General features: G+C 64.5%; 21 protein-coding genes, 2 tRNA genes and 1 pseudogene. 11 read left to right on the top strand and 13 right to left on the bottom strand.

The window, feature by feature from the left end:
- Positions 1-27: 27 nt before the first annotated feature.
- From ACFDR6_RS31745 to ACFDR6_RS31735, 3 genes are all read left to right on the top strand, one after another.
- A complete protein-coding gene (locus ACFDR6_RS31745; RefSeq protein ID WP_317243470.1) occupies positions 28-435 on the top strand; it encodes a carboxymuconolactone decarboxylase family protein in 408 nt (135 codons plus the stop codon).
- 187 nt (positions 436-622) lie between these two features.
- Complete coding sequence (locus ACFDR6_RS31740) at positions 623-1381, top strand: proteasome-type protease (RefSeq protein WP_212081440.1); 759 nt, start codon at positions 623-625, stop codon at positions 1379-1381.
- A gap of 22 nt (positions 1382-1403) precedes the next feature.
- Entirely contained in the window at positions 1404-2162 is a 759-nt protein-coding gene (locus ACFDR6_RS31735) for an SDR family oxidoreductase (RefSeq protein ID WP_375860753.1), read from the top strand.
- Positions 2163-2401: 239 nt separating this feature from the next.
- Here ACFDR6_RS31735 and ACFDR6_RS31730 read toward each other — a convergent pair whose 3' ends face one another.
- Positions 2402-3640 (bottom strand): MFS transporter, encoded by a 1239-nt coding sequence (locus tag ACFDR6_RS31730; protein WP_375860791.1) that lies wholly within the window; start codon positions 3638-3640, stop codon positions 2402-2404.
- A gap of 171 nt (positions 3641-3811) precedes the next feature.
- On the opposite strand from ACFDR6_RS31730, the gene ACFDR6_RS31725 reads away from it, so the two are divergent.
- The gene (locus tag ACFDR6_RS31725; RefSeq protein WP_375860752.1) at positions 3812-5062 is read left to right on the top strand and encodes a NupC/NupG family nucleoside CNT transporter; all 1251 of its coding nucleotides are present in this window, start codon (positions 3812-3814) and stop codon (positions 5060-5062) included.
- Between the two features lie 153 nt (positions 5063-5215).
- Here the strand turns inward: ACFDR6_RS31725 and ACFDR6_RS31720 are convergent, their stop codons facing one another.
- Positions 5216-5743, bottom strand: a complete 528-nt coding sequence (locus tag ACFDR6_RS31720) for a cupin domain-containing protein (RefSeq protein WP_375860751.1) — start codon at positions 5741-5743, stop codon at positions 5216-5218.
- Between the two features lie 206 nt (positions 5744-5949).
- Here ACFDR6_RS31720 and ACFDR6_RS31715 point away from each other — a divergent pair, with 206 nt between their 5' ends.
- Positions 5950-8079, top strand: a complete 2130-nt coding sequence (locus ACFDR6_RS31715; protein ID WP_375860750.1) for an O-linked N-acetylglucosamine transferase, SPINDLY family protein — start codon at positions 5950-5952, stop codon at positions 8077-8079.
- Positions 8080-8086: 7 nt separating this feature from the next.
- On the opposite strand, the gene ACFDR6_RS31710 is transcribed toward ACFDR6_RS31715, so the two are convergent.
- A complete protein-coding gene (locus ACFDR6_RS31710; RefSeq protein WP_212081445.1) occupies positions 8087-8374 on the bottom strand; it encodes an usg protein in 288 nt (95 codons plus the stop codon).
- A gap of 377 nt (positions 8375-8751) precedes the next feature.
- Between ACFDR6_RS31710 and ACFDR6_RS31705 the strand changes: the two genes are divergently transcribed.
- From ACFDR6_RS31705 to ACFDR6_RS31695, 3 genes are all read left to right on the top strand, one after another.
- Complete coding sequence (locus ACFDR6_RS31705; RefSeq protein ID WP_007611913.1) at positions 8752-9066, top strand: co-chaperone GroES; 315 nt, start codon at positions 8752-8754, stop codon at positions 9064-9066.
- Between the two features lie 44 nt (positions 9067-9110).
- The gene (groL, locus tag ACFDR6_RS31700; protein ID WP_063195265.1) at positions 9111-10751 is read left to right on the top strand and encodes a chaperonin GroEL; all 1641 of its coding nucleotides are present in this window, start codon (positions 9111-9113) and stop codon (positions 10749-10751) included.
- Positions 10752-10898: 147 nt separating this feature from the next.
- Positions 10899-11186 (top strand): GIY-YIG nuclease family protein, encoded by a 288-nt coding sequence (locus ACFDR6_RS31695; protein ID WP_375860749.1) that lies wholly within the window; start codon positions 10899-10901, stop codon positions 11184-11186.
- Positions 11187-11249: 63 nt separating this feature from the next.
- Here ACFDR6_RS31695 and lepB read toward each other — a convergent pair whose 3' ends face one another.
- From lepB to ACFDR6_RS31670, 5 genes are all read right to left on the bottom strand, one after another.
- Complete coding sequence (gene lepB / locus ACFDR6_RS31690) at positions 11250-11996, bottom strand: signal peptidase I (protein WP_212081447.1); 747 nt, start codon at positions 11994-11996, stop codon at positions 11250-11252.
- Positions 11997-12156: 160 nt separating this feature from the next.
- Positions 12157-13320 carry a slipin family protein gene (locus ACFDR6_RS31685; protein ID WP_375860748.1) on the bottom strand — a complete coding sequence of 388 codons (1164 nt, stop codon included), beginning with the start codon at positions 13318-13320 and terminating at the stop codon, positions 12157-12159.
- Positions 13321-13655: 335 nt separating this feature from the next.
- Positions 13656-13719, bottom strand: a tRNA-Lys gene (locus ACFDR6_RS31680).
- Positions 13720-13725: 6 nt separating this feature from the next.
- Positions 13726-13795: transfer RNA gene (locus tag ACFDR6_RS31675), tRNA-OTHER, on the bottom strand.
- A gap of 188 nt (positions 13796-13983) precedes the next feature.
- Positions 13984-14820 (bottom strand): LysR family transcriptional regulator, encoded by an 837-nt coding sequence (locus ACFDR6_RS31670; RefSeq protein WP_375860747.1) that lies wholly within the window; start codon positions 14818-14820, stop codon positions 13984-13986.
- A 130-nt stretch (positions 14821-14950) separates the two neighbouring features.
- Between ACFDR6_RS31670 and ACFDR6_RS31665 the strand changes: the two genes are divergently transcribed.
- The 3 genes and pseudogenes from ACFDR6_RS31665 to ACFDR6_RS31655 all read left to right on the top strand — a co-directional run bounded on the left by ACFDR6_RS31665 (position 14951) and on the right by ACFDR6_RS31655 (position 16635).
- The gene (locus tag ACFDR6_RS31665; protein ID WP_375860746.1) at positions 14951-15544 is read left to right on the top strand and encodes a cysteine hydrolase family protein; all 594 of its coding nucleotides are present in this window, start codon (positions 14951-14953) and stop codon (positions 15542-15544) included.
- Positions 15545-15555: 11 nt separating this feature from the next.
- A pseudogene (locus ACFDR6_RS31660) lies at positions 15556-16182 on the top strand (glutathione binding-like protein).
- Between the two features lie 111 nt (positions 16183-16293).
- Complete coding sequence (locus ACFDR6_RS31655; RefSeq protein ID WP_212081452.1) at positions 16294-16635, top strand: hypothetical protein; 342 nt, start codon at positions 16294-16296, stop codon at positions 16633-16635.
- A 6-nt stretch (positions 16636-16641) separates the two neighbouring features.
- On the opposite strand, the gene ACFDR6_RS31650 is transcribed toward ACFDR6_RS31655, so the two are convergent.
- Genes ACFDR6_RS31650 through ACFDR6_RS31630 form a run of 5 tightly spaced genes read right to left on the bottom strand, consistent with a single transcriptional unit; the run spans position 16642 to position 21220 of the window.
- Positions 16642-18078, bottom strand: a complete 1437-nt coding sequence (locus tag ACFDR6_RS31650) for an NAD-dependent succinate-semialdehyde dehydrogenase (RefSeq protein WP_375860745.1) — start codon at positions 18076-18078, stop codon at positions 16642-16644.
- 12 nt (positions 18079-18090) lie between these two features.
- On the bottom strand, positions 18091-18738 hold the full coding sequence (locus ACFDR6_RS31645) for an ATP-binding cassette domain-containing protein (protein WP_375860744.1): 648 nt from the start codon (positions 18736-18738) through the stop codon (positions 18091-18093).
- Positions 18739-19440 (bottom strand): ABC transporter ATP-binding protein, encoded by a 702-nt coding sequence (locus ACFDR6_RS31640; protein ID WP_375860743.1) that lies wholly within the window; start codon positions 19438-19440, stop codon positions 18739-18741.
- Positions 19437-20180, bottom strand: a complete 744-nt coding sequence (locus ACFDR6_RS31635) for an ABC transporter ATP-binding protein (protein ID WP_317243460.1) — start codon at positions 20178-20180, stop codon at positions 19437-19439. The genes ACFDR6_RS31640 and ACFDR6_RS31635 overlap by 4 nt, the downstream gene beginning before the upstream one ends.
- A complete protein-coding gene (locus ACFDR6_RS31630; protein ID WP_375860742.1) occupies positions 20177-21220 on the bottom strand; it encodes a branched-chain amino acid ABC transporter permease in 1044 nt (347 codons plus the stop codon). The genes ACFDR6_RS31635 and ACFDR6_RS31630 overlap by 4 nt, the downstream gene beginning before the upstream one ends.
- Positions 21221-21223: the final 3 nt, after the last annotated feature.

Raw genomic sequence — 21223 nt, 5'->3', positions numbered from 1 at the left:
CCCAAACTGTCCTGTGCGAGGTATCCCATGGCAACCGTCAAGCTGCTTTCGGACGATGAGCTCTCCACTGAGGCGCGCGCCGTCTTCGACGATATCCGCAGAGTGCGGAACTCGGATTTCGTCAACAATTTCTGGCGCGCTCTGGCACATGATCCTAAGACGCTGCGACGGACCTGGGAGAGCATCAAGGAGGTGATGGCTCCGGGTGCGCTCGATCCCAAGGTCAAGGAGATGCTCTATGTCGCGGTTTCGATCGCGCATGGCTGCAGCTACTGCATCCATTCGCATACCGCCGCCGCGCGGGCCAAGGGCATGAGCGAGGCCGAATATGGCGAGCTGCTTGCCATCGTCGGCATGGCAGCGGAGACGAACCGGCTGGTCACGGCGCTCGGCGTGCCGGTTGATGAGGCGTTTCTGGTCGATGCCGGCGAATAGGCTGCCATCTCACGTCGTCATTCCGGGGTGCGCGTAGCGCGAGCCCGGAATCCATCAGGCGGCAAGGTTCGTGGATGAATGGATTCCGGGCTCGCGACTTCGTCGCGCCCCGGAATGACAGCTCGGGGGTTTCATGCCTCCCCGAAATTGGCTAGTAATTCCGCGCAAACGCGTTCGGGGACTGGAAATGACCTATTGTTGCGGAATCCTGGTTCGGGACGGTCTGGTGATGATCGCCGATACCCGCACCAATGCGGGTCTCGACAACGTCTCGACCTTCCGCAAGCTTCACATCTTCTCCAAGCCCGGCGAGCGCATCATGGCGATCGCCAGCGCGGGCAACCTCGCCATCAGCCAGTCGGTGCTGTCGACGCTGACCGAAGGCCTGGAAGACCCTGACACGGGCGAGCTGGAGACGCTGATGAACGCGCCGACCATGTTCCAGGCCGCCCAGCGCATCGGCCGGGCGATCCGGGCGGTGCACGCGACCGAAGGGCCGGCGCTGAAATCCGAGGATGTGTCCTTCGACGTCTCGTTCCTGTTCGGCGGCCAGATCAAGGGCTCCCGGATGCGCCTGTTCATGGTCTACACCGCCGGCAATTTCATCGAGTGCACCACCGACACGCCCTATTTGCAGATCGGCGAGCACAAATACGGCAAGCCGGTGCTCGACCGCGCCATGCACTACGACGTCGAGCTCTACGAGGCACTGAAGACGGGCCTGATCTCGATGGACTCGACCATGCGCTCGAATCTCGGCGTCGGCCTGCCGATCGATGTGCTGGTGGTACGCAGCGACGCCTGCGAGGCCGATCTCAACCACCGCATCGAGGCGGGCGAGCCCTATTTCCACGATCTGCGCTCGCGCTGGTCTGCGGCCCTCCGGGCGGCGCATCAGAACATTCCGCGACCGCCCTACAAGAACGAAAAAGAACCGAAAACCTGACAGCGAGAAGAGGCAGGCAACGATGAGTGAAGCAAAGAAGATCGCAGTGGTGACGGGCGCCGGCACCGGCGTCGGACGCGCAGCGTCGCTGGCATTGATGAACACCGGCTTCACCGTGGTGCTGGTCGGACGCCGGATGGAGATGCTCGAGGAGACCGCAAAGCTCGGCCCCGCGGGCAAGAGCCTGTGCGTCACCGCCGACATGACCAAGCCGGATTCGATCGCCGCGCTGTTCGACAAGGTGAAGGCGACCTACGGCCGGCTCGACGTGCTCTTCAACAATGCCGGCATGGGCGCGCCCGCCGTGAACTTCGAGGACCTCGGCCTCGAGCAGTGGCAGGCGGTGGTGAACACCAACCTGACCGGTCCGTTCCTGTGCACCCAGCACGCCTTCCGCATCATGAAGGACCAGACCCCGCGCGGCGGCCGCATCATCAACAACGGCTCGATCTCGGCGCATGCGCCGCGGCCGTTCTCGGCGGCCTACACCTCGACCAAGCACGCCATCACCGGCCTGACCAAGGCGAGCAATCTCGACGGCCGCATGTACGACATCGCGGTCGGCCAGGTCGACATCGGCAATGCCGCGACCCCGATGACCGATCGCATGGTCAACGGCCCCGGCGTGCTGCAGCCCGACGGCACCACCAAGCACGAGCCGCGCATGGACGCCAAGGCGGTCGGCGATGCCGTCGCCTACATGGCCGGCCTGCCGCTCGATGCCAATGTGCTGACCATGACGGTGATGGCGACGAAGATGCCGTTCGTCGGACGGGGCTGAGGCAAAAGTGCGAAAACAACCCCATGCACAGTAGGCGTCAAGAGGCGCCTGCTGCTGCTCGGCGGCGGGGGTGACGCGAGTTAAGTCCCCGTACTATCTCAACAATCGTCATTGCGAGCGCAGCGAAGCAATCCAGACTGCCTCCGCGGTGAGATTCTGGATTGCTTCGTCGCATCAGCGCAAAATTGCTTCGCAATTTTGTCGCGAACTCCTCGCAATGACGGGGAGAGAGCGGAGGCTTACTCCAAGCTCTCCACCTTCCGCAGGCTGGGAAACAGCTTCATCCAGAGCAGCGCCACCGCGACGGTGGCAACGCCGCCGAATACGGCGGCGGGCATGGCGCCGAGCAGCGCGGCGGCCACGCCGCTCTCGAACTGGCCGAGCTGGTTCGAGGCGTTGATGAACAGGAAATTGACCGCGCCGACCCGGCCGCGCATCTCGTCGGGCGTTGCGAGCTGCACCAGCGAGAAGCGGATCACCACGCTGACCGTGTCGGCCGCGCCGAGCACGGCGAGCGCGAGCACCGACAGCCACATCCAGGACGACAGCGCGAACACGATCGTGGCGAGGCCGAACACGATCACGGCCTGGAACATGCGCAGGCCCACATGCCTGGAGATGGCGTAACGCGCCAGCACCATGGTCATCAAGAGCGCGCCGACCGCGGGCGCCGCGCGCAGCACGCCAAGCCCGACCGGGCCGGTCTGGAGGATATCGCGGGCATAGATCGGCAACAGCGCAGTGACGCCGCCGAACAGCACCGCGAACAGGTCGAGCGAGATGGTGCCGAGGATCGCGGGATTGCTGCGGATGAAGCGGACGCCGGCGAAGATGTTGTCCGAGTCCATCCCCTCCTTCGCGATCGCCTGCGGGCGCGGCCGGATGAAGCCGGTCAGGATCATCCCAAGAATCCAGAACAGCAGCATCACGGCATAGGCGAGATGCGGGGCGATTGCGTAAGCAAGTCCGCCGAGCGCCGGGCCGGTGATGGTCGCGACCTGCGCCGCGCCGCTGGAGACGGCAGTGGCGCGCTGGAGCGAGCCCTGCGGCGCGATCGCCGGCAGCAGCGCCGCCGTGGTCGGGCTCTCGAACGCGCCGGCAATGCCGAGCACGAAAGTCGCGATGAAGATCTGCACCTCGCTGGCCGCGCCGAGATAGGTGATGGTTGCGAGATAGAGCGCGGTCGCGGCTTCCACGAGCTGGCAGAGCTGAACGACGCGCTTGCGCTCGTAGCGGTCGGCGGCATGGCCGGCGACGAACACCAGCAGCGCGGTAGGAAGGAACTGGACCAGACCGACCATGCCGAGATCGAAAGCCGAGCCGGTGAGATCATATATCTGCCAGCCGATCGCGACCGCCGCGATCTGGCTGGAAAAGCGCGACAGGCTGCGCGAAAGCAGGAAGAACAGGAAGGCGCGGTGGGCGAGCAGCGCGCGGACGCTGACCGGCGGATGGCCGGATGATGGCTGCTCCGGCACCGTCTCCTGGATCGCCTTTTGGGTCACCCTCGGACCGCTCGCCCCCTGATATCGACGGCCCCCGCGTGACTGAGGCAGACCCGCTTGTCAACAGTCCGGCGCCTCCCGCATCTCCCGGCATTGCCTTTGCAGCGCAGGCGCGGCCATAATCATTGAGGGTTTGGGGACATCATGCTGCGCTTGCATTCGGCACTCGGCATTTTCGCATTGCTGTTGATCGCCTTCGCGCTCGCAGAGAATCGCCGCGCCGTGTCGCTGCGACAGGCGGCGATCGGGCTTGTCGCCACCTTCGTCACCGCGATCGTGCTCCTGAAGCTGCCGGTCGTCGCGCGCGCCTTCGGTGCCATCAACGACGCCGTCGGTGCAATTTCGGCGGCCTCGCGCGCCGGCTCCGCCTTCGTGTTCGGCTATGTCGGCGGCGGCCCCTTGCCCTTCGATGTCAAAGTGCCGGGCGCCGATTTCATCCTGGCGTTCCAGGCGCTGCCGATCGTGCTGGTCATGAGCGTGCTGACGACGCTGCTGTTCTACTGGCGCGTGCTGCCGCCGATCGTGCGCGGCATGGCCTGGCTGCTGGAGCGGACGCTGGGTGTCGGCGGCGCCGTGGGCCTGTCGACGGCCGCCAACATCTTTCTCGGCATGGTGGAGGCGCCGCTGTTCGTGCGGCCGTATCTTGCCCAGATGACCCGCAGCGAGCTGTTCCTGGTGATGACCGGCGGCATGGCCGGGATCGCGGGCACCGTGCTCGTGCTCTATGCGACGTTCCTTGCCCCCCTCATCCCGGATGCCGCCGCGCATTTCGTCATCGCTTCCGTGCTGGGCGCACCGGCCGCGATCCTCATCAGCCTGATCATGGTCCCTGAAACCTTCGACAAGCGCACCGGCGGAGCGTTGGAGGACCCCGAGACGGAGGTGTCCGGCACGATGGATGCGATCGTGAAGGGCACCAGCGCAGGCATCGAGCTGCTAATCAACATCGTCGCGATGCTGCTGGTGCTGGTGGCGCTGGTCTATCTCGTCAACGCCATGCTCGGCCTCTTGCCGCACATCGGCGGTGCCGCGATCTCGTTGCAGCGCCTGCTTGGGCTCGTGATGGCGCCGGTGTGCTGGCTGATGGGATTGCCGTGGGATCAGGCGGTGACGGCCGGCAGCCTGATGGGCACCAAGACCGTGCTCAACGAATTGATCGCCTATGTCGACTTCTCGAAGCTGCCGCCCGACGCGCTCGATCCGCGCTCGCGCCTGATCATGCTCTATGCGATGTGCGGCTTCGCCAATTTCGCCAGCCTCGGCATCATGATCGGCGGCCTGGGCGTGATGGCGCCGGAGCGGCGCGCGGAGATCAACGCGCTCGGACTGAAGTCGATCGTGTCGGGGACGCTGACGACGTGCTTGATGGGAGCGGTGGTGGGGGTGCTGGCGTAATCTCCCTCGTCATTCCGGGGCGCGCATAGCGCGAACCCGGAATCCATTTACCCGCGCGTACTGTCGCCCGATGGATTCCGGGCTCGATGCTGCGCATCGCCCCGGAATGACGGCGGAGAAAATGCGCGACAGCTCAGACGGCGGGTCGAGCACCTACGCCTTCAACTCCACCGTCCTGAACTCCGCCGGCAGGATCACCTCCAGCAGCTCGACGTCGTCGGAGTAGTCGAGGATCATGTGCTTGATCTTCGGCGGCTGGGTCCAGGCGCTGCCTTCCTTCATCAGCGTCTCGCCCTGCCCGTCCATGTAGGTCTTCACCCAGCCCTTGAGCACATAGACCATCTGGAATTCGACGTCGTGGAAGTGCAGCTTGGAGACCTCGGCCGGATTGCAGGGGCCTTGCAGACGGATCACATGCGCTTGCGCGAGACCATGGGACGCTGCGGCGATGCCGAGGTCGCGGTATTTGGCGTAGGTGCGCAGACCGTCGGCCTTGAAGTCTTCCTCGCGGTGATGGCTGATTGCGATGCGTTGCCTGGGGCGCGCGGGCTTTTTCGGCACCACAACACGTGCCTTCGCCTTCACCGCTTTGCGCGCCGACGATCGCGCCACCGCCTTTGCTCCGCTGCGCTTCTTCTCCGCAGTCTTCGTTGCGGGCTTTGATGCCTTTTGCTTGGCCATGGTCTGCCTCCCTGATCTGAGCCGCGACCGCCAGACGGGCGCGACCCGGAGGCAGACTATCCAGTCTTGAACGAGGCAGCAATTGCGGGCTGGCCAATCGAAGACCCAATCGTAGCTTGTCCCAGGCTGTCGTGGCGGGCCGCCGTCGTCTCGTATTCATTCTCACGCTGAATTAATCTCACCACCAGATCCTGGGGAATTGATTCATGGGCAACAGCGTTGGTCAGCGTGCATTTCAAAATGCCCGGCTTCAGAAACGACAGAAGGCCGAAGTGCTGCCATTGCTTGGGCATGCACTCCAGTTGCACAAGATGGGGCTTCTTCCCGAGGCTCAGGCGGCCTATCGCCAGGTCCTGCAGCTCGCACCCAACCAATTCATCGCGCTGCATATGCTCGGCGCGTTGGAGTGCGATGCCAAGAACTATCAGCAAGCCGAAATTCTGCTGAGCCGAGCGGTTGCCGGGGATCCACGATCTGCCGATGCTCATATGAGTCTCGGCGTTGCGCTCAACGGACTCCGGCGTCACGGCGAGGCATGCGCGAGCTATCGCAAGGCCCTCGCCTTGCGGCCCAACCACGCCGTAACCCTCTCCAACCTCGGTAACGCGAGCGTGGCCCTCGACCTTCACGAGGAGGCGCTCCACAGCTACGACAAGGCGCTCGCATGCGACGCTAACCTTGCTGAAGCCAATAACGGCCGGGGCTGGGCGCTCAGCCGACTGCGCAACTATGACGGGGCGCTCGCGAGCCTCGACCGCGCGCTGTCGATCAAGCCCGACTACGCCGCGGCGCTGGCGAACCGTGCCGTTGCATTGCGGGAACTTCAGCGATTTGACGAAGCCCTGGCAGATGGCAATCGGGCGATCGCGCTGGCACCCGACGACGCAAACGGGTGGCTCGCGCGGGCCAGCATCCTGCTCCAGATCCAGCAAATTGCGAAGGCATCGCACGATTGCGAGCGAGCCCTCGCGATCGCTCCCGATTCCATTCAAGCTCACCTGGTGCTGGGCCTTTGTCTCGCCGGGCTTGGCCAGGTCGACGAAGCCATCGCCAGTTTCGACAGAGCTCTCGACATCCAGCCCGACCTTCAGAGCGCGATCTCAAACAAGATATTCACGCTCGATTTTGTGGGAGACGCCACCGTCGAACGACATCAGCAGGCACGGCAGGTATGGTGGGAGCGTGTCGGCGCGAAGATCGCCGCGGAGGCGTCAGAACCGCATGACAACAGCCGCGATCCGGATCGCCGCCTGGTGCTCGGCTATGTCTCGTCGGACTTCAACGCGCATTCGGCCGCGTTCATTTTCAAGCCGGTCCTGCAACACCACGACCGTGCTCAGTTCGAGATCGTGTGCTACTCCTGTTCGTCCAAACTGGACACGACGACCAGGGAATTCCAGGGGATTGCCGATCGCTGGCGCGATGCCTCACAATGGACCGACGAGCGTCTCGCCGCCGAGATCCGCGCCGATGGCGTCGATATCCTGATCGACCTGTCCGGCCATACCAGGGGCAACCGTCTCGGCGTGTTTGCGCGCAAGCCGGCACCCATTCAGGCCCATGGCTGGGGCCACGGCACAGGCACCGGACTGCCGACGATCGATTACCTGTTCTCGGACCCCGTCGCGATTCCACTCTCGGTCCGGCATCTGTTTGCGGAGACCGTTGTCGATCTGCCGTGCTTCGTGACGCTGACGCCACTGCCGGCCGGGATCGAGCGGGCGCCGGCGCCGGCGATCGCGAACGGCTTCGTCACCTTCGGTGTCTTCAACCGCATCAGCAAGATTTCGGACGAGGCAGCAAAGGTCTGGTCCAGAATTCTCGAGCGGGTGCCGGGTTCGCGACTGCTGATCAAGGATGTCGCGCTGGACGATCAACTGGTCCGTGACAATCTGCTGGCGCGGTTTGCGGCCTGCGGAGTGCCGGCCGAACGTATCGATCTGCTCGGAGCCACCTTGCGGGGCGAACACCTGGCATCGTTCAATCGCGTCGATATCGCCCTCGACCCCTTCCCGCAGAATGGCGGCGTCAGCACGTGGGAAGCCCTGCAGATGGGCGTGCCGCTGGTGGCGAAGCTCGGCAACAGCCTGCCCAGCCGTGCGGCCGGCTCCATCCTCACCGCGCTCGGCCTGCCGGACTGGGTCACGGACAGCGATGAGGGGTATATCGACATCGCTGTTGGCCATGCCGCCGACATCGGCGAACTCGATCGCTTGCGCCGCGACCTGCATGGACAGATCGCCGCCGCGGCCGCCGGCAATCCAGTCTCATATGCGCGCGCGGTGGACGGGGCCTATCGCGCGATGTGGAAGCGCTACTGCAACGGCGGCGCCTGATCCTGTCTCAATGCAGCCGGAACACGCCATCCACGGCGCGCAGTTCGGCCGGCTTGATCAGCTTGGAATGCGCCACGGTGACCGAATGGAGGGGGCCATCGAGCTTCTCCTGCCAGAACGCCAGGAAATCCTTCAGCGCCGGGAATTTCGGAAACATGTCGTAGTTCTGCCAGACGTAGGTCTGTAGCAGCGAGGGGTGATCCGGCATCCGATAGAGAATTTGTGCCGTCGTCAGCCCGTAACCCAGCATCTGTTTCCGGAAGTCCTCGGAAACGCCCCCACTCCGCACGTCCATGCCAACCTCCTTTGCAGGAGCGCATTCAAGGGGCGGCCTGGTCGGTGTGCGCCTTACGAGCCACCCGGTACTGATGCGCTCACATGAGAGAAATGTGACGCAAACTGACAATTCATCTCAAGCCCAAAAGTTTAACAAGCTGTTGAAATTCAATGCGTTAGCAGCAGATACAGCCCCGTGCTAATACGGGCCCGGCCTCGGTTAACGATGGGAATGAGATTCTGGCAGACGACGCTATCGAGTGCTTATTTTTCTGCTACAAGCCCTTGCTCCCGCAAAAATCCTGCCTTATCTCAGCAGTGCCCGCCTGGCACTCGCTGGCGGCGACTGCTAACAATCTGAAATCATCAACCCGAGCAATTGCTTAGGAGGACTGCATGAACTTCCGTCCGCTTCACGACCGCGTCGTGGTCAAGCGCATCGACGCAGAAGAGAAGACCGCTGGCGGCATCATCATTCCCGACACTGCCAAGGAAAAGCCCTCCCAGGGCGAAATCGTCGCCGTCGGCCCGGGTGGCCGCGACGAAGCCGGCAAGCTGATCCCGATCGACCTGAAGGTCGGCGACCGCGTGCTGTTCGGCAAGTGGTCCGGCACCGAGGTCAAGATCGACAACGTCGACCTGCTGATCATGAAGGAAAGCGACATCATGGGCGTCCTCGACGTCCCCGCTTCCAAGAAGAAGGCGGCCTAAGAGCCCCTCTCTCCCTCCAGTCCAACACCTAAGGAAAAATCCACATGGCAGCCAAAGAAGTCAAATTCTCGGTTGAAGCGCGCGACAAGATGCTGCGCGGCGTCGACATTCTCGCCAACGCGGTGAAGGTCACGCTCGGTCCCAAGGGCCGCAACGTTGTCCTCGACAAGTCGTTCGGCGCTCCCCGCATCACCAAGGACGGCGTCACCGTCGCCAAGGAGATCGAGCTCGAGGACAAGTTCGAGAACATGGGCGCCCAGATGGTGCGCGAAGTCGCCTCCAAGTCCGCTGACGCGGCCGGCGACGGCACCACCACCGCCACCGTGCTGGCCCAGGCGATCGTGCGCGAAGGCGCCAAGTCGGTTGCCGCCGGCATGAACCCGATGGACCTCAAGCGCGGTATCGACCTCGCGGTCGAAGCCGTCGTTGCGGATCTCGTCAAGAACTCCAAGAAGGTCACCTCGAACGACGAGATCGCCCAGGTCGGCACCATCTCGGCGAACGGCGATGCCGAAATCGGCAAGTTCCTCTCCGACGCCATGAAGAAGGTCGGCAACGAGGGTGTCATCACCGTCGAGGAAGCGAAGTCGCTCGAGACCGAGCTCGACGTCGTCGAGGGCATGCAGTTCGACCGCGGCTACATCTCGCCCTACTTCGTCACCAACGCCGACAAGATGCGCGTTGAGATGGACGACGCCTACATCCTCATCAACGAGAAGAAGCTCTCCTCGCTGAACGAGCTGCTGCCGCTGCTCGAGGCCGTGGTGCAGACCGGCAAGCCGCTGGTCATCGTCGCCGAAGACGTCGAAGGTGAAGCTCTTGCGACCCTGGTCGTGAACCGCCTCCGTGGCGGCCTGAAGGTCGCGGCCGTCAAGGCTCCGGGCTTCGGCGATCGCCGCAAGGCCATGCTGCAGGACATCGCGATCCTGACCGGCGGCCAGGCGATCTCGGAAGATCTCGGCATCAAGCTCGAGAACGTCACGCTCAACATGCTCGGTCGCGCCAAGAAGGTGATGATCGACAAGGAGAACACCACGATCGTCAACGGCGCCGGCAAGAAGGCCGACATTGAGGCGCGCGTGGCGCAGATCAAGGCGCAGATCGAGGAAACCACCTCGGACTACGACCGTGAGAAGCTCCAGGAGCGTCTGGCCAAGCTCGCCGGCGGCGTCGCGGTGATCCGCGTCGGCGGCGCGACCGAGGTCGAGGTCAAGGAGCGCAAGGATCGCGTTGATGACGCGATGCATGCGACCCGCGCGGCCGTGGAAGAAGGCATCGTCCCGGGCGGCGGCGTCGCCCTGCTCCGTGCTTCCGAGCAGCTCAAGGGCCTGCGCACCAAGAACGACGACCAGAAGACCGGCGTCGAGATCGTGCGCAAGGCGCTGTCGGCTCCCGCTCGCCAGATCGCGATCAACGCCGGTGAAGACGGCTCGGTGATCGTCGGCAAGGTGCTGGAGAACAAGTCGTACGCTTTCGGCTTCGACTCCCAAACCGGCGAATACGGCGACCTCGTCAAGAAGGGCATCATCGACCCGACCAAGGTGGTCCGTACCGCGATCCAGAACGCAGCCTCGGTGGCCGCGCTCCTGATCACCACGGAAGCCATGGTCGCCGAGCTGCCCAAGAAGGGCGGCGCAGGTCCCGCGATGCCCCCGGGCGGCGGCATGGGCGGCATGGACTTCTGATCCAGCCGTTCAGGCAAACGACGAAATGCGAAACCCCGGCAGCGATGCCGGGGTTTTTGTTTTGCGTGCCACACGCAAAAGTAGCAAGATCGGTCATTCCGGGGCGCGACGAAGTCGCGAGCCCGGAATCCATTTCACCGCTTGCTCATGGCCTATTACGTCTATCTCCTCGCCAGCAAGAAATACGGCACGCTTTACATCGGCGTGACGAATGACATCATCCGCCGCATCCACGAACATAAGAACAAAGTCGCTGCTGGCTTCAGCAAGCGGTATTGCGTCGACAGACTGGTTTGGTTCGAGATCTACGACGATCCCGTCAATGCCATCACGCGAGAGAAGGAATTGAAGAAGTGGCGACGGGAATGGAAGGTGAGGCTTATCGAAGAGAAGAATCCTCAATGGATCGACCTGTATCCACAGATTGCGAGCTGAGCTCGCGGACCGATGGATTCCGGGCTCGGCGCTACGCGCCGCCCCGGAATGACTGAGCAACCCTCACTCCACCTTCCCCAGCCGTTCGAAATGCGGCTCGCCGTCTTCGTCGAGCGACCAGACGATCCGCGTCACCTTGCCGACCAGATTGTCCATCGGGATGAATCCGATCGACGGCATACGGCTGTCGGTGGAATTGTCGCGGTTGTCGCCGAGCACGAAGAAGTGGCCCTGCGGCACCGTGAAGACGCTGGTGTTGTCGAGGAAGCCGTTGTCGACGCAGTCGTTGGTGACGTAGGACGTGCCGCTCGGCAGCGTCTCGCGCCAGCGCTTGACCTTGACGCCGCCATCCACACCGCAGGCGTTGTCGGCGAGCCCGTATTCGAGCGCGACCCGTGTCACCGGCCGGTCGTTGAGGACAAGCCGGCCCTGCCGCATCTGGATGCGGTCGCCAGGCAGCCCGACCACACGCTTGACGTAGTCGACCGACGTGTCCTTTGGCGTCCGGAATACGACGATGTCCCCATATTCCGGCTCGGCGGCGAGGATACGGCCCGAGCCCCACGACGGCGCGAACGGCAGGGAATAGCGGCCGTAGCCATAGGCATATTTCGCGGCGAAGACGTAGTCGCCGACCATCAGCGTCGGCGCCATCGAAGTCGAGGGGATGCTGAACGGCTGGTACAGGACGAAGCGAAACAGGACCAGCGGCGACCACAGCACCGGGACCAGCAGGATCAGGACGAGGATGGCCTTCCATTCGCGCGATTGCGCCCTCGACGGCTGAACCGTTTCCGAAAGACTGGTCATGCACTTGCCCTGGTCAAGAAATCTCACCGCGAGATTACGCAACCCTCGCGCGCGTGCAATCCCGGCTTCGTGATTTTGGTCGCACGGGCGCCGTGACGCGTTCATGGCAAAGCGACGACAACGGACATGTGAAGGGCCGCCCATGGGCGGCCCTTCGGTTTTATGCGCTCTCGGGCGCCTTTAGGCGCACGAGCCGGGTCAGGAGGGCATCGAGGCCCTCGCCGCTAGAGGCATGGAGGTCGATGCGGCCGACCTTCTCGACCAGCCGCTCCAGCGACTCCAGCTCCTTGAGCCGCAGCAGCAGGGGGTTCTCCTCCATCAGGCGGGCGGTGTTCAGGAGCGACCGCGTCGCCGCGGTCTCCTCCTGCCGGCGGATCAGGTTCGCCTTCGCGACCCGCTCCGCCTCGACCACCTTGTTCACCAGCTCCCGGATCTCGCCGGGCAGGATCACATCCTTGACGCCGAGCTCGGTCACCTCCACGCCGGACTCGCCCACGCGTGCCCGCACATAGTCGCGCAGCTCCGCATCCAGCGCCGCCTTCGCGGACAGCACCTCGTCCAGCGTCCGGCCCGCGACCGCCTCGCGGATGGCGAACTGCACCAGGCGGTACAGCCACGCATCCACGTCGGGCACGGTCGCAACCGTCCGCTCGGGATCGATCACCCGACGGAACGCCGTCAGCGTCACCCGCAGGGCGATGCGATCCTTGGTCAGCATCTCCTGCGCAGTGATCTCGACCGCCTGGGGCCGCAGGTCGAGGCGCTTCACCTCGATCTTGCGGCCGACGGTCCAGAAGGCGTGCCGGCCGGGCGCGAGCCGCTCGGTGAGCCGGCCCTCGACATAGAGCAGGCCCGCCTCGTGGTTCTCGACCACCGTTTCCGACGTCACGGCCGAGCGGTTGCGCTCGATCATGGCCAGATGCCGCGCGTCGACCTTGGGATCGCCGGACACATCGATGCGCTCGACATCGATGCGGGTCGCGACCTTCCAGTAGACGCGCGCCTGCCAGGGCGTCATCAGATGCACGGGCCGGCCGTCGAGGCTGACGATGGCGACCTCGTCCGCCCCAGTCTCGACCGCCTCGAACAGCTCGGCGGCCAGATCAGGCCGCGCGGCCTTCAGCACCGCGTAGCGATCGGCGGAGAACTCCGCACGGACGACGTCGAACAGCTCGGCCTTCAGCTCGTGCAGAGGATCGAACAGCCGGTGCCGACCGGGCGCGAGCACGCGCACGAGCTGCCCGTTGCGCGTGAGCAGCGCACGCTCGCCATCCCTGACGGTCACGTTCAGCATCAGCAAATGCCAGCTCTTGTTCGAAGTCATGGCACGCCTCCTTCGTTTGCGTCCGGCCGGATGCCGGACGACAGGTTTCATCTGCAAAGGACGTGAGGACGCGGACGACGCTTCCCGGGAGATCGACGGGCCGGGGCTTGAGCCTGCATGACGACGGGCGCACGCGCGCGATCGCGCGACGTGTGTCGCGCGGTCATGCGGAGCCACCCGGCATCGACGCAAGCGGTATCTACCCGCGGCGCAAAGCCGGTCTCACAGTGTCGTTGTTCGGACGGAAAGCCTTTCGGCAAAACGGCCGGACCGCAACTGAAGCGCGCGTCCGGTCCTCGTCAGAGGAATCAGCTTCTCAGGCTGAATCGGAGCGCTGGAGCGGGATTCGAACCCGCGTCACGATGATTAAAAGTCATCTGCTCTACCACTGAGCTATCCCTTGGTTGGTACATGAGACCGGAATCGAACCGATGCCTTCGGGTCACCCCGACGCTCTCCATGAGCTACATCCTGCATCTTCATTCGGCGGAACACGAAACCGGAGACCGGCCCGCGCCAGTCGGGATCTCAGAGAGCCCGAACCCATGGCCTAGCGAAGGAGCGGGCTAATAGACGAAGCACGTTCGGGGTGCAAGAGGGTTCTCGAAGATTTGTTGCCGCGCATCGCGCAGTGTGACGCGATGATCACAACGCGCCGCGGCGTCAAAGACGCGGCGTGACCTGGAAGCAGGCCCGCACCCAGTCGATCGTCACGCGTGTCGCGGCGTCGCGCTTGAGGTGATTTTGCACGAGCAGCCAGACGTCGCGCCGTTTCGGCAGGAGTGTGGCGCGCAGGCTGCGGTCGGCGAGCAAGCCTTCGCAGCTGTGCTCGGGCAGCACGCCGACGGCCTGATGCGACTGGATCATCGTCCTGATGATGCGGACATTGTCGGTGATGCAGCGCACGTTCTTCAGCCGCTTCGCCCGCAGGAACTGCGCTTCGGGAATGGTATCGAGCTCGTCCGGATAGACGCAGGCGACCGGGTCGCTGGAGCGATCTGCGGGCTCGAAGAAATACAGCCTGACATCGCCGAGCTTGGAGATCGTGAAGTCGCCCTTCTCCGGCTTGCGCAGGCGAATGGCGAGGTCGGCCTGCCAGCGCGAGAACTTGACGTTGCCGCTGGAGGTGAGGAATTGCAGGGTGAGGCCCGGATGATCGCGCAGGAAGCTGCCTGCCCGCGGCGCCAGCAATTCCTCGGCGACCGCGTTGGTCGAGGCGATGCGCAGGCGGCCGACCGGGCCCACCTCGCTCTCCTTGATGCGGTCGATCGCCGCGACATGGGCAGCCATCGCGCCGACATGCTCGAGCACGACTTCGCAATGGCGTGTCGGCCGCCGCAGCCCGTCCACCGCGTCGAACAGCGGCACGCCGAGATCGCGCTGGATGCGCGCCAGCCGGCGGCCGACGGTGGTCTCGTCGATGCGCAGCCGCGCGCTGGCACCGGCATAAGTCCCCTCGTCCCTCACCGCGGCAATGATGCGCAGATCGTCCCAGTTCATGCCGGCGAGCCTAGCAGGCGATGCACCGTCCTGCAAATTTGCAGCCGTAAGCTGCAATAGTCCTGCACGATGGCAGGCGGCTCCCGCGCTAGTCTCGCGCCATCCGTTATCCCTGGAAGGCCCCACCTGCATGACCGCTCCCAAGACCCTGCTCGAACTCGCCGGCGCCGATCTCACTCCGCCGAAGCTCGATGAAGCCTGCCTCGTGCTGATCGACATCCAGAACGAATATTGCGCCGGCCCGCTGGCGCTGCCCGATGCGCAGCCCGCGATCATTGCGGCGGCGCGCCTGCTGGCGCGGGCACGGGAGAGCGGCACTGTGATCATTCATGTCGCGCACAAAGGTCGCGCCGGCGGCCTGTTCGACCGCGAGGCTGCGCGCGGCGCGATCGTTGAACGCCTGACGCCGCTCGCGAGCGAGCCCGTGATCGAGAAAGCGCTGCCGAACGCTTTTGCCGGCACCGATCTGCAAGCCCGGCTCGCCGCGACCGGACGCAAGAACATCGTGCTCGCCGGCTTCATGACCCACATGTGCGTCTCCTCGACCGCCCGCGCCGCGCTCGATCTCGGCCTGCGCACGACGATCGCGGCGGATGCCTGCGCCACCCGCGACCTGCCGGACGGCCGCGGCGGCACGCTGGACGCCCGGACGATTCACGAGGTCGCGCTGGCCGAGCTCTCGGACCGTTTCGCGATCATCGCGCAGAGCGATGCGCTGGTTTGACGGAGCACACGATGCTGCAACTCTATTTCTTTCCGATGGCCTGCTCGCTCTCGAGTCGCATCGCATTGATGGAGGCCGGGATCGAGGCGCGTTATCACCTCGCTCATATCTGGACCAAGCAGGTTGTGGACGACGGGAGCGATTTCCACGGCGTGTCGCCGAAGGGCGCGGTGCCGGTTCTGGTGCTGGAGAACGGCGAACGGCTGACCGAGAGCGCGGCGGTGTTGCAATACATCGCGGATGTGAGGCCGAAGGCAGGTCTTGCGCCGGAATTCGGCGATCCCGATCGCTATCGCCTCCAGGAATGGCTGAGCTTCGTCGGCGCCGAGATCCACAAGGCGTTCCTGTTTCCGACCTTCTGGTACAAGGACGACGGCTCACTCGCCAAGCCGCGCGCCAGGATTTCTCACATATTGTCGGTGCCGGCGGCGCATCTGGCTGCGCGCGAATTCCTCGTCGGTGACAGGTTCACCGTGGCGGACGCACACCTCATCTGGGCCTTGCTGCTGCTCCGACCTGCGGGCGTCGACATCGCACAATGGCCGTCCTAGTCGGCCTATCTCGAGCGCATGCAGGCGCGACCGGCCGTACGGGAAGCGATTGTGACCGAAATGGCCCTGCGCAAAGCGATGGTGTGACCGGACGTCACGGTCGCGAAATCCAAGCGTTTTCCCGGCGAGGGCATTTGAGTCGACGCGGTATGCGCTGATCTGGAAGGACATTCTCGATATTTCCCCCGAGGCCATTCGATGTTCGATGGCAAGTGGGACGTCACCGTGAACTGCGCCAGCTCCGGCAAGGCGCTGGGCTATACCCGAACCCTGTCAGCCACCACCGCCGGGGGCGCATTTCATGCGGAGGATCGGGACCCGCGTACAAACAGCACGCTCGCAATCGACGGACAAGTATCGGCTGACGGGAAGACCACGCTCAGTGCACGGGGCCTCACGGGTCCGAGCGCCTACACGGTCAACAATAGCGCTCCCGGCTCGCCGTATGGGTACACGATCGACGCGCAATTCGAGCGCAGCCGCGGCAGCGGCAAACGCAACGAACTGCGTCCGTGCAGCTTCACCTTCGTCAAACGCTAGCCGCAATCATACGCCGGCCTGGCTGATGAACTTGGTGTTGAAATAGCCCTCCATGGCCTCGGTGCCGCCTTCCGAACCGTAGCCGGAATCCTTGATGCCGCCGAACGGCACTTCAGGCAGCGCGAGACCAAAGCTGTTGATCGACATCATGCCGGCCTCGATGGAAGCGCCGATCGCGGCCGCGGTCTTGGCCGAACTGGTGAAGGCGTAGGACGCCAGCCCAAAGGGCAGCCGGTTGGCCTCCTCGACCGCGTCGTCGAATGACGAGAAGCGCGAGATCAGGGCGAGCGGGCCGAACGGCTCTTCGTTCATGGCGCGCGCATCCTTCGGCACGTCGCTCACGACGGTCGGTTCGAAGAAATGTCCCTTGTTGCCGACGCGCTTGCCCCCGGTCTCGAGCTTCGCACCCTTGCCGACGGCATCCTGCACCATGCCCTCGATGGCGGTGACGCGGCGCGGATTGGCGAGCGAGCCCATCTTCGACTCGGGGTCGAGGCCGTTGCCGACCTTGAACGTCCTGGCGCTCTCGACGAACTGATCGACGAATTGCCGGAACACGCCGTCCTGCACCAGCATGCGCGTCGGCGAGATGCAGACCTGGCCGGCGTTGCGATATTTTGCTGCCGCCAGGATCTTCGCGGCCGACGTGACGTCGGCATCCCCGAAGACGATCGCCGGCGCATGGCCGCCGAGCTCCATGGTGGCACGCTTCATGTGCTGGCCCGCGAGCGCATTGAGCTGCTTGCCGACATGCGTCGACCCCGTGAATGAGATCTTCCGGATCACCGGATGCGGGATCAGATATTCGGAGATCTCTGAAGGCACGCCATAGACGAGGTTGATGACCCCCTCTGGCACGCCGGCGTCGGCAAAGGCGCGGATCAGCTGCGCGGGCGACGTCGGCGTCTCCTCGGGCGCCTTGACAATGATCGAGCAGCCGGCGGCGAGCGCCGCGGAGAGCTTGCGCACGACCTGATTGATCGGAAAGTTCCACGGTGTGAACGCCGCGACCGGCCCGACCGGCTCCTTCATCGCGATCTGGTAAATGCCGGGGGCGCGCGCCGGGATCAGCCGGCCATAGGCGCGCTTGGCCTCCTCGGCGAACCATTCGATCACGTCGGCGGCGGCCATCGCCTCCATCCTGGCTTCGCCGAGCGTCTTGCCCTGCTCCATCGTCAGCAGCGGCGCAATCTCGTCATTGCGCTCAGCCATGATCGCAGCCGCCTTCCGCATGATCCGGCATCGCTCGAACGGCGCGATATTCCGCCAGACCTTGAAGCCGGCGGCCGCAGCCGCCAGCGCCTCGTCGAGATCGGACTTTCCGGCGTGGGCGACGGTGCCGATCACCTCCTCGGTCGCGGGATTGCGGACTTCGATGACCTCGCAAGAATGGGCCGGTCGCCATGTGCCGCCGATGAAGAGCTGGGTGTTCGAGTAAGCCAACGGAGTCTCCTTTTACGTCGATCTGTGACAGATAGCATCCGCGGCGCGCGTCATCTCAGGTCCGAGATAGGCGCGGAAGCGCGGTTCGGCGGTGAGGCTGCGGAAGTCGGCCATCCGCGTTACCCCGCCGCCGGCCACGAACAGGAACTGCCCGGCGATCTCGGCAAGGATGTCGAGGTGCCAGCTCGCCGTCGGATGCATGCAAAGGACGACCAGCCTGCCCTCGTCTCGCAGCTTGCGGAAGAAGTCGAGCATGAAGCCGATATAACCGTCCTGCAGGTTGAACTGCGGTTCGTCGAACAGATGGACCAGCGGCGTCCGGGTCGGCGACGGCGCCAGCAAGGCGGACGGAACGCGCTTGCGGAAGCGCCTGACCTGATAGGACTGGTGATAGTGAATCGCGAGCCGGTCGCGCTCGCGATACTTGACCCCATGGATATCGGTGCCCGCGACCAGCACGCGCCCCGAGGTCGGCGCATTGGAGCCGGTCATCATCTCAAACAGGGTGGTCTTGCCGGCACCGTTCGGCCCGACGACACCGACGATGCCGGGCTCGTCCAGCGACAGGTTTGCCTGAAGCGTGAACGTCGGATGGCGGATGATGCGGCCCCTCGTATAGACCTTGCGGATATCATCGAGCACGAGCAGCGGTGCAGCCACTTATTGTACTCCCAGCAGGCGCTGCCGAAGGGAAGGATCATCGCGCAGGACAGCGGCTTCGCCGGTCCAGACGATCCGGCCGCGGTCGATCACCGCGGCGTGGTCTGCGACCGACAGCGCGATCTCGGCATTCTGCTCCACGACAAGCGAGGCGATGCCCTCGCCCTTCATGCGCAAGATGGTGGCAAGCACGTCGCCGACGATCTTTGGTGCCAGGCCCTGGCTCGGCTCATCGAACAGCACCAGCCCGGGCGATCCGACCAGCGCTCGCGCAATGGCGACCATCTGCATCTCGCCGCCCGACAGGTTCTCGCAATCGCGCTCCATGAGATATTCGAGCGGCGAGAAGATCGCAGCAGTCTCCTTGACGCTCCAGTTGCGAAAGCGCGTACGCTTCTGCGCAATCGCGAGATTGCGCGCCACCGACAAGGTCGGACACAGCCGCCGATCGTCCGGCACCCAGCCGATACCGGCGCGCGCGATCTCATGGGTCGGATCGTGCGTCACGTCGCGCCCGTCGAAGCGGACGGCGCCGCGGCGCGGCCGGGTCAATCCGAGGATCGAGCGCAGCATGGTGGTCTTGCCGGCGCCGTTGGGTCCGAGCAGCGCAAACACCTTGGCTTGCGCGATGGCGAGTGAGGCCCCGAACAGCGCCTGGGTTTCGCCGTAGAAGGTATCGACCCCGTCCACTTCGAGGATCATGCGAACTTCCCGAGATTGGAGCGGCGGACCCATTCGTTCTGTTGCAACTCGTGCGGGGTGCCGCGCGCGACCACCTGGCCCCAATGGATGACCGAGATGCGGTCGGCGAGCGAGAACAGAAACTCCATGTCATGCTCGATCGCGACGATGGTGAGCTTGCCCTTCAAGCGCGCGACCAGTGTGGCGAGGCGCTGCACGCCGTCGGAGCCGAGGCCGGAGGTCGGCTCGTCCAGGCACAGCACGCGGGGCGCCTGCGCCAGGGCCACCGCGATCTCCAGCGCGCGACGGTCGCCATAGGAGAGGTCCTTGGCGCGGACGTCCCCCCTATCGACAAGCCCCACTGCGGCGAGCGCTTCGGACGCCTGCGCTGCAAACCGGCTATCGCCGGCTGCGGAACGGGCGATATCGTGGCCACGGGCGCGAAACTCGGGCAGGCCCAGCATGACGTTGTCGCGGGCGGAGAATTCATCGAACAGCGTCATGATCTGGAACGAGCGGGCGATGCCCTTGGCGGCAATGCGGTGCGGGCTCAATCCCGTGACATCCTCGCCGCCGAGCAGCACTCTGCCGCGACTCGGCTTCACCCTGCCTGTGAGCACGTTGAAGAAGGTGGTCTTGCCCGCCCCGTTCGGACCCATCACACCGTGAAACTCGCCCTCGGCAACCGCCAGATCGACGCTTTCCAACACGACGCGATCACCGAATCGGACGTGCACGCCTGCAGCCTCGATCATGCTCATCGCCCGCCTCCGGCCAACAGCCGCATCGCCGAGGTGCCGCGGCGCCGCAGCGCGTTGAACGAATGCCGGTGCACGGCGGCCGAGAGCGCGCCGGCAATTCCTTCGGGACGGAACAGGACGATCGCGATGAACAGCAGACCGAAATAGAGCATCCAGGCATTGGTCAATGCACCGATCACGTCGCGGGCGGTGAGGAAGACAAACACGCCAATCACCGGGCCCCAGAAGCTGACGAGCCCGCCGCCGACCAGCGTCATCATCACGACATAGCCGGATTGATGCAGGCTCATGACATCAGGGAAGGCGGCGAGCTGCGCCATCGCGAACAATCCACCGGCAAAGCCCGACACGGCGGCCGACAGCGCGAAGATTGATGCCTTGTAAAGCCACACATTGTAGCCGAGATGGGCGGCGCGAACCTCGCTCTGCTTGATCGCTGCGACGACGCGGCCATAGGGCGAGTGCACAAGCCGCCACAATGCGGTCGTTCCAACCGCGAAGACGGCGAGCACGAAATAGTAGAAGGCGACGTTATCGCTGAGGTCGAACGACACGAAGCCGAAATCGGCCGGCAGCCGCTTGATCTTGAGAAGTCCGTCCTCGCCGCCAGTGATCCGGTGCGACTTGATCGCCAGCGTCCAGAAGATCTGGCCGAAGGCGATTGTCATGAAGGCATAGTAGATGCCGCGCCGGTGCGAGATGAACAGAGCCACCAGCACTCCGGCAAGCCCGGCCACCGCAGCCGCGGCGGCAAGACAGACCCAGAGGTTGGCGGCGATATCGAACTGGCAGAGCCCGAATGCATAGGCCCCGATGCCGAAATAGGCGCCATGTCCGAACGACGGAAGCCCGGCCGTGCCCAGCACCACGTTGAACGCCAGCGCATAGAGCGACCAGATCAGGATTTCGATTCCCAGATAAGGATAGAGCCCGATCCGCGTGATCCAGAGCGGTACCGTTGCCAGCACCAGCCAGAGCACCAGCATCGTCGGCGTGACGAGACGCGCGGCATCGGATGACGATCTTGATCCCACAATCATTCC

It is taken from the genome of Bradyrhizobium tunisiense, assembly GCF_042263385.1.
Classification (GTDB): domain Bacteria; phylum Pseudomonadota; class Alphaproteobacteria; order Rhizobiales; family Xanthobacteraceae; genus Bradyrhizobium; species Bradyrhizobium tunisiense.
Note: the sequence above shows the minus strand (reverse complement) of the source record. Positions and strands in the feature narration are given on the sequence as shown.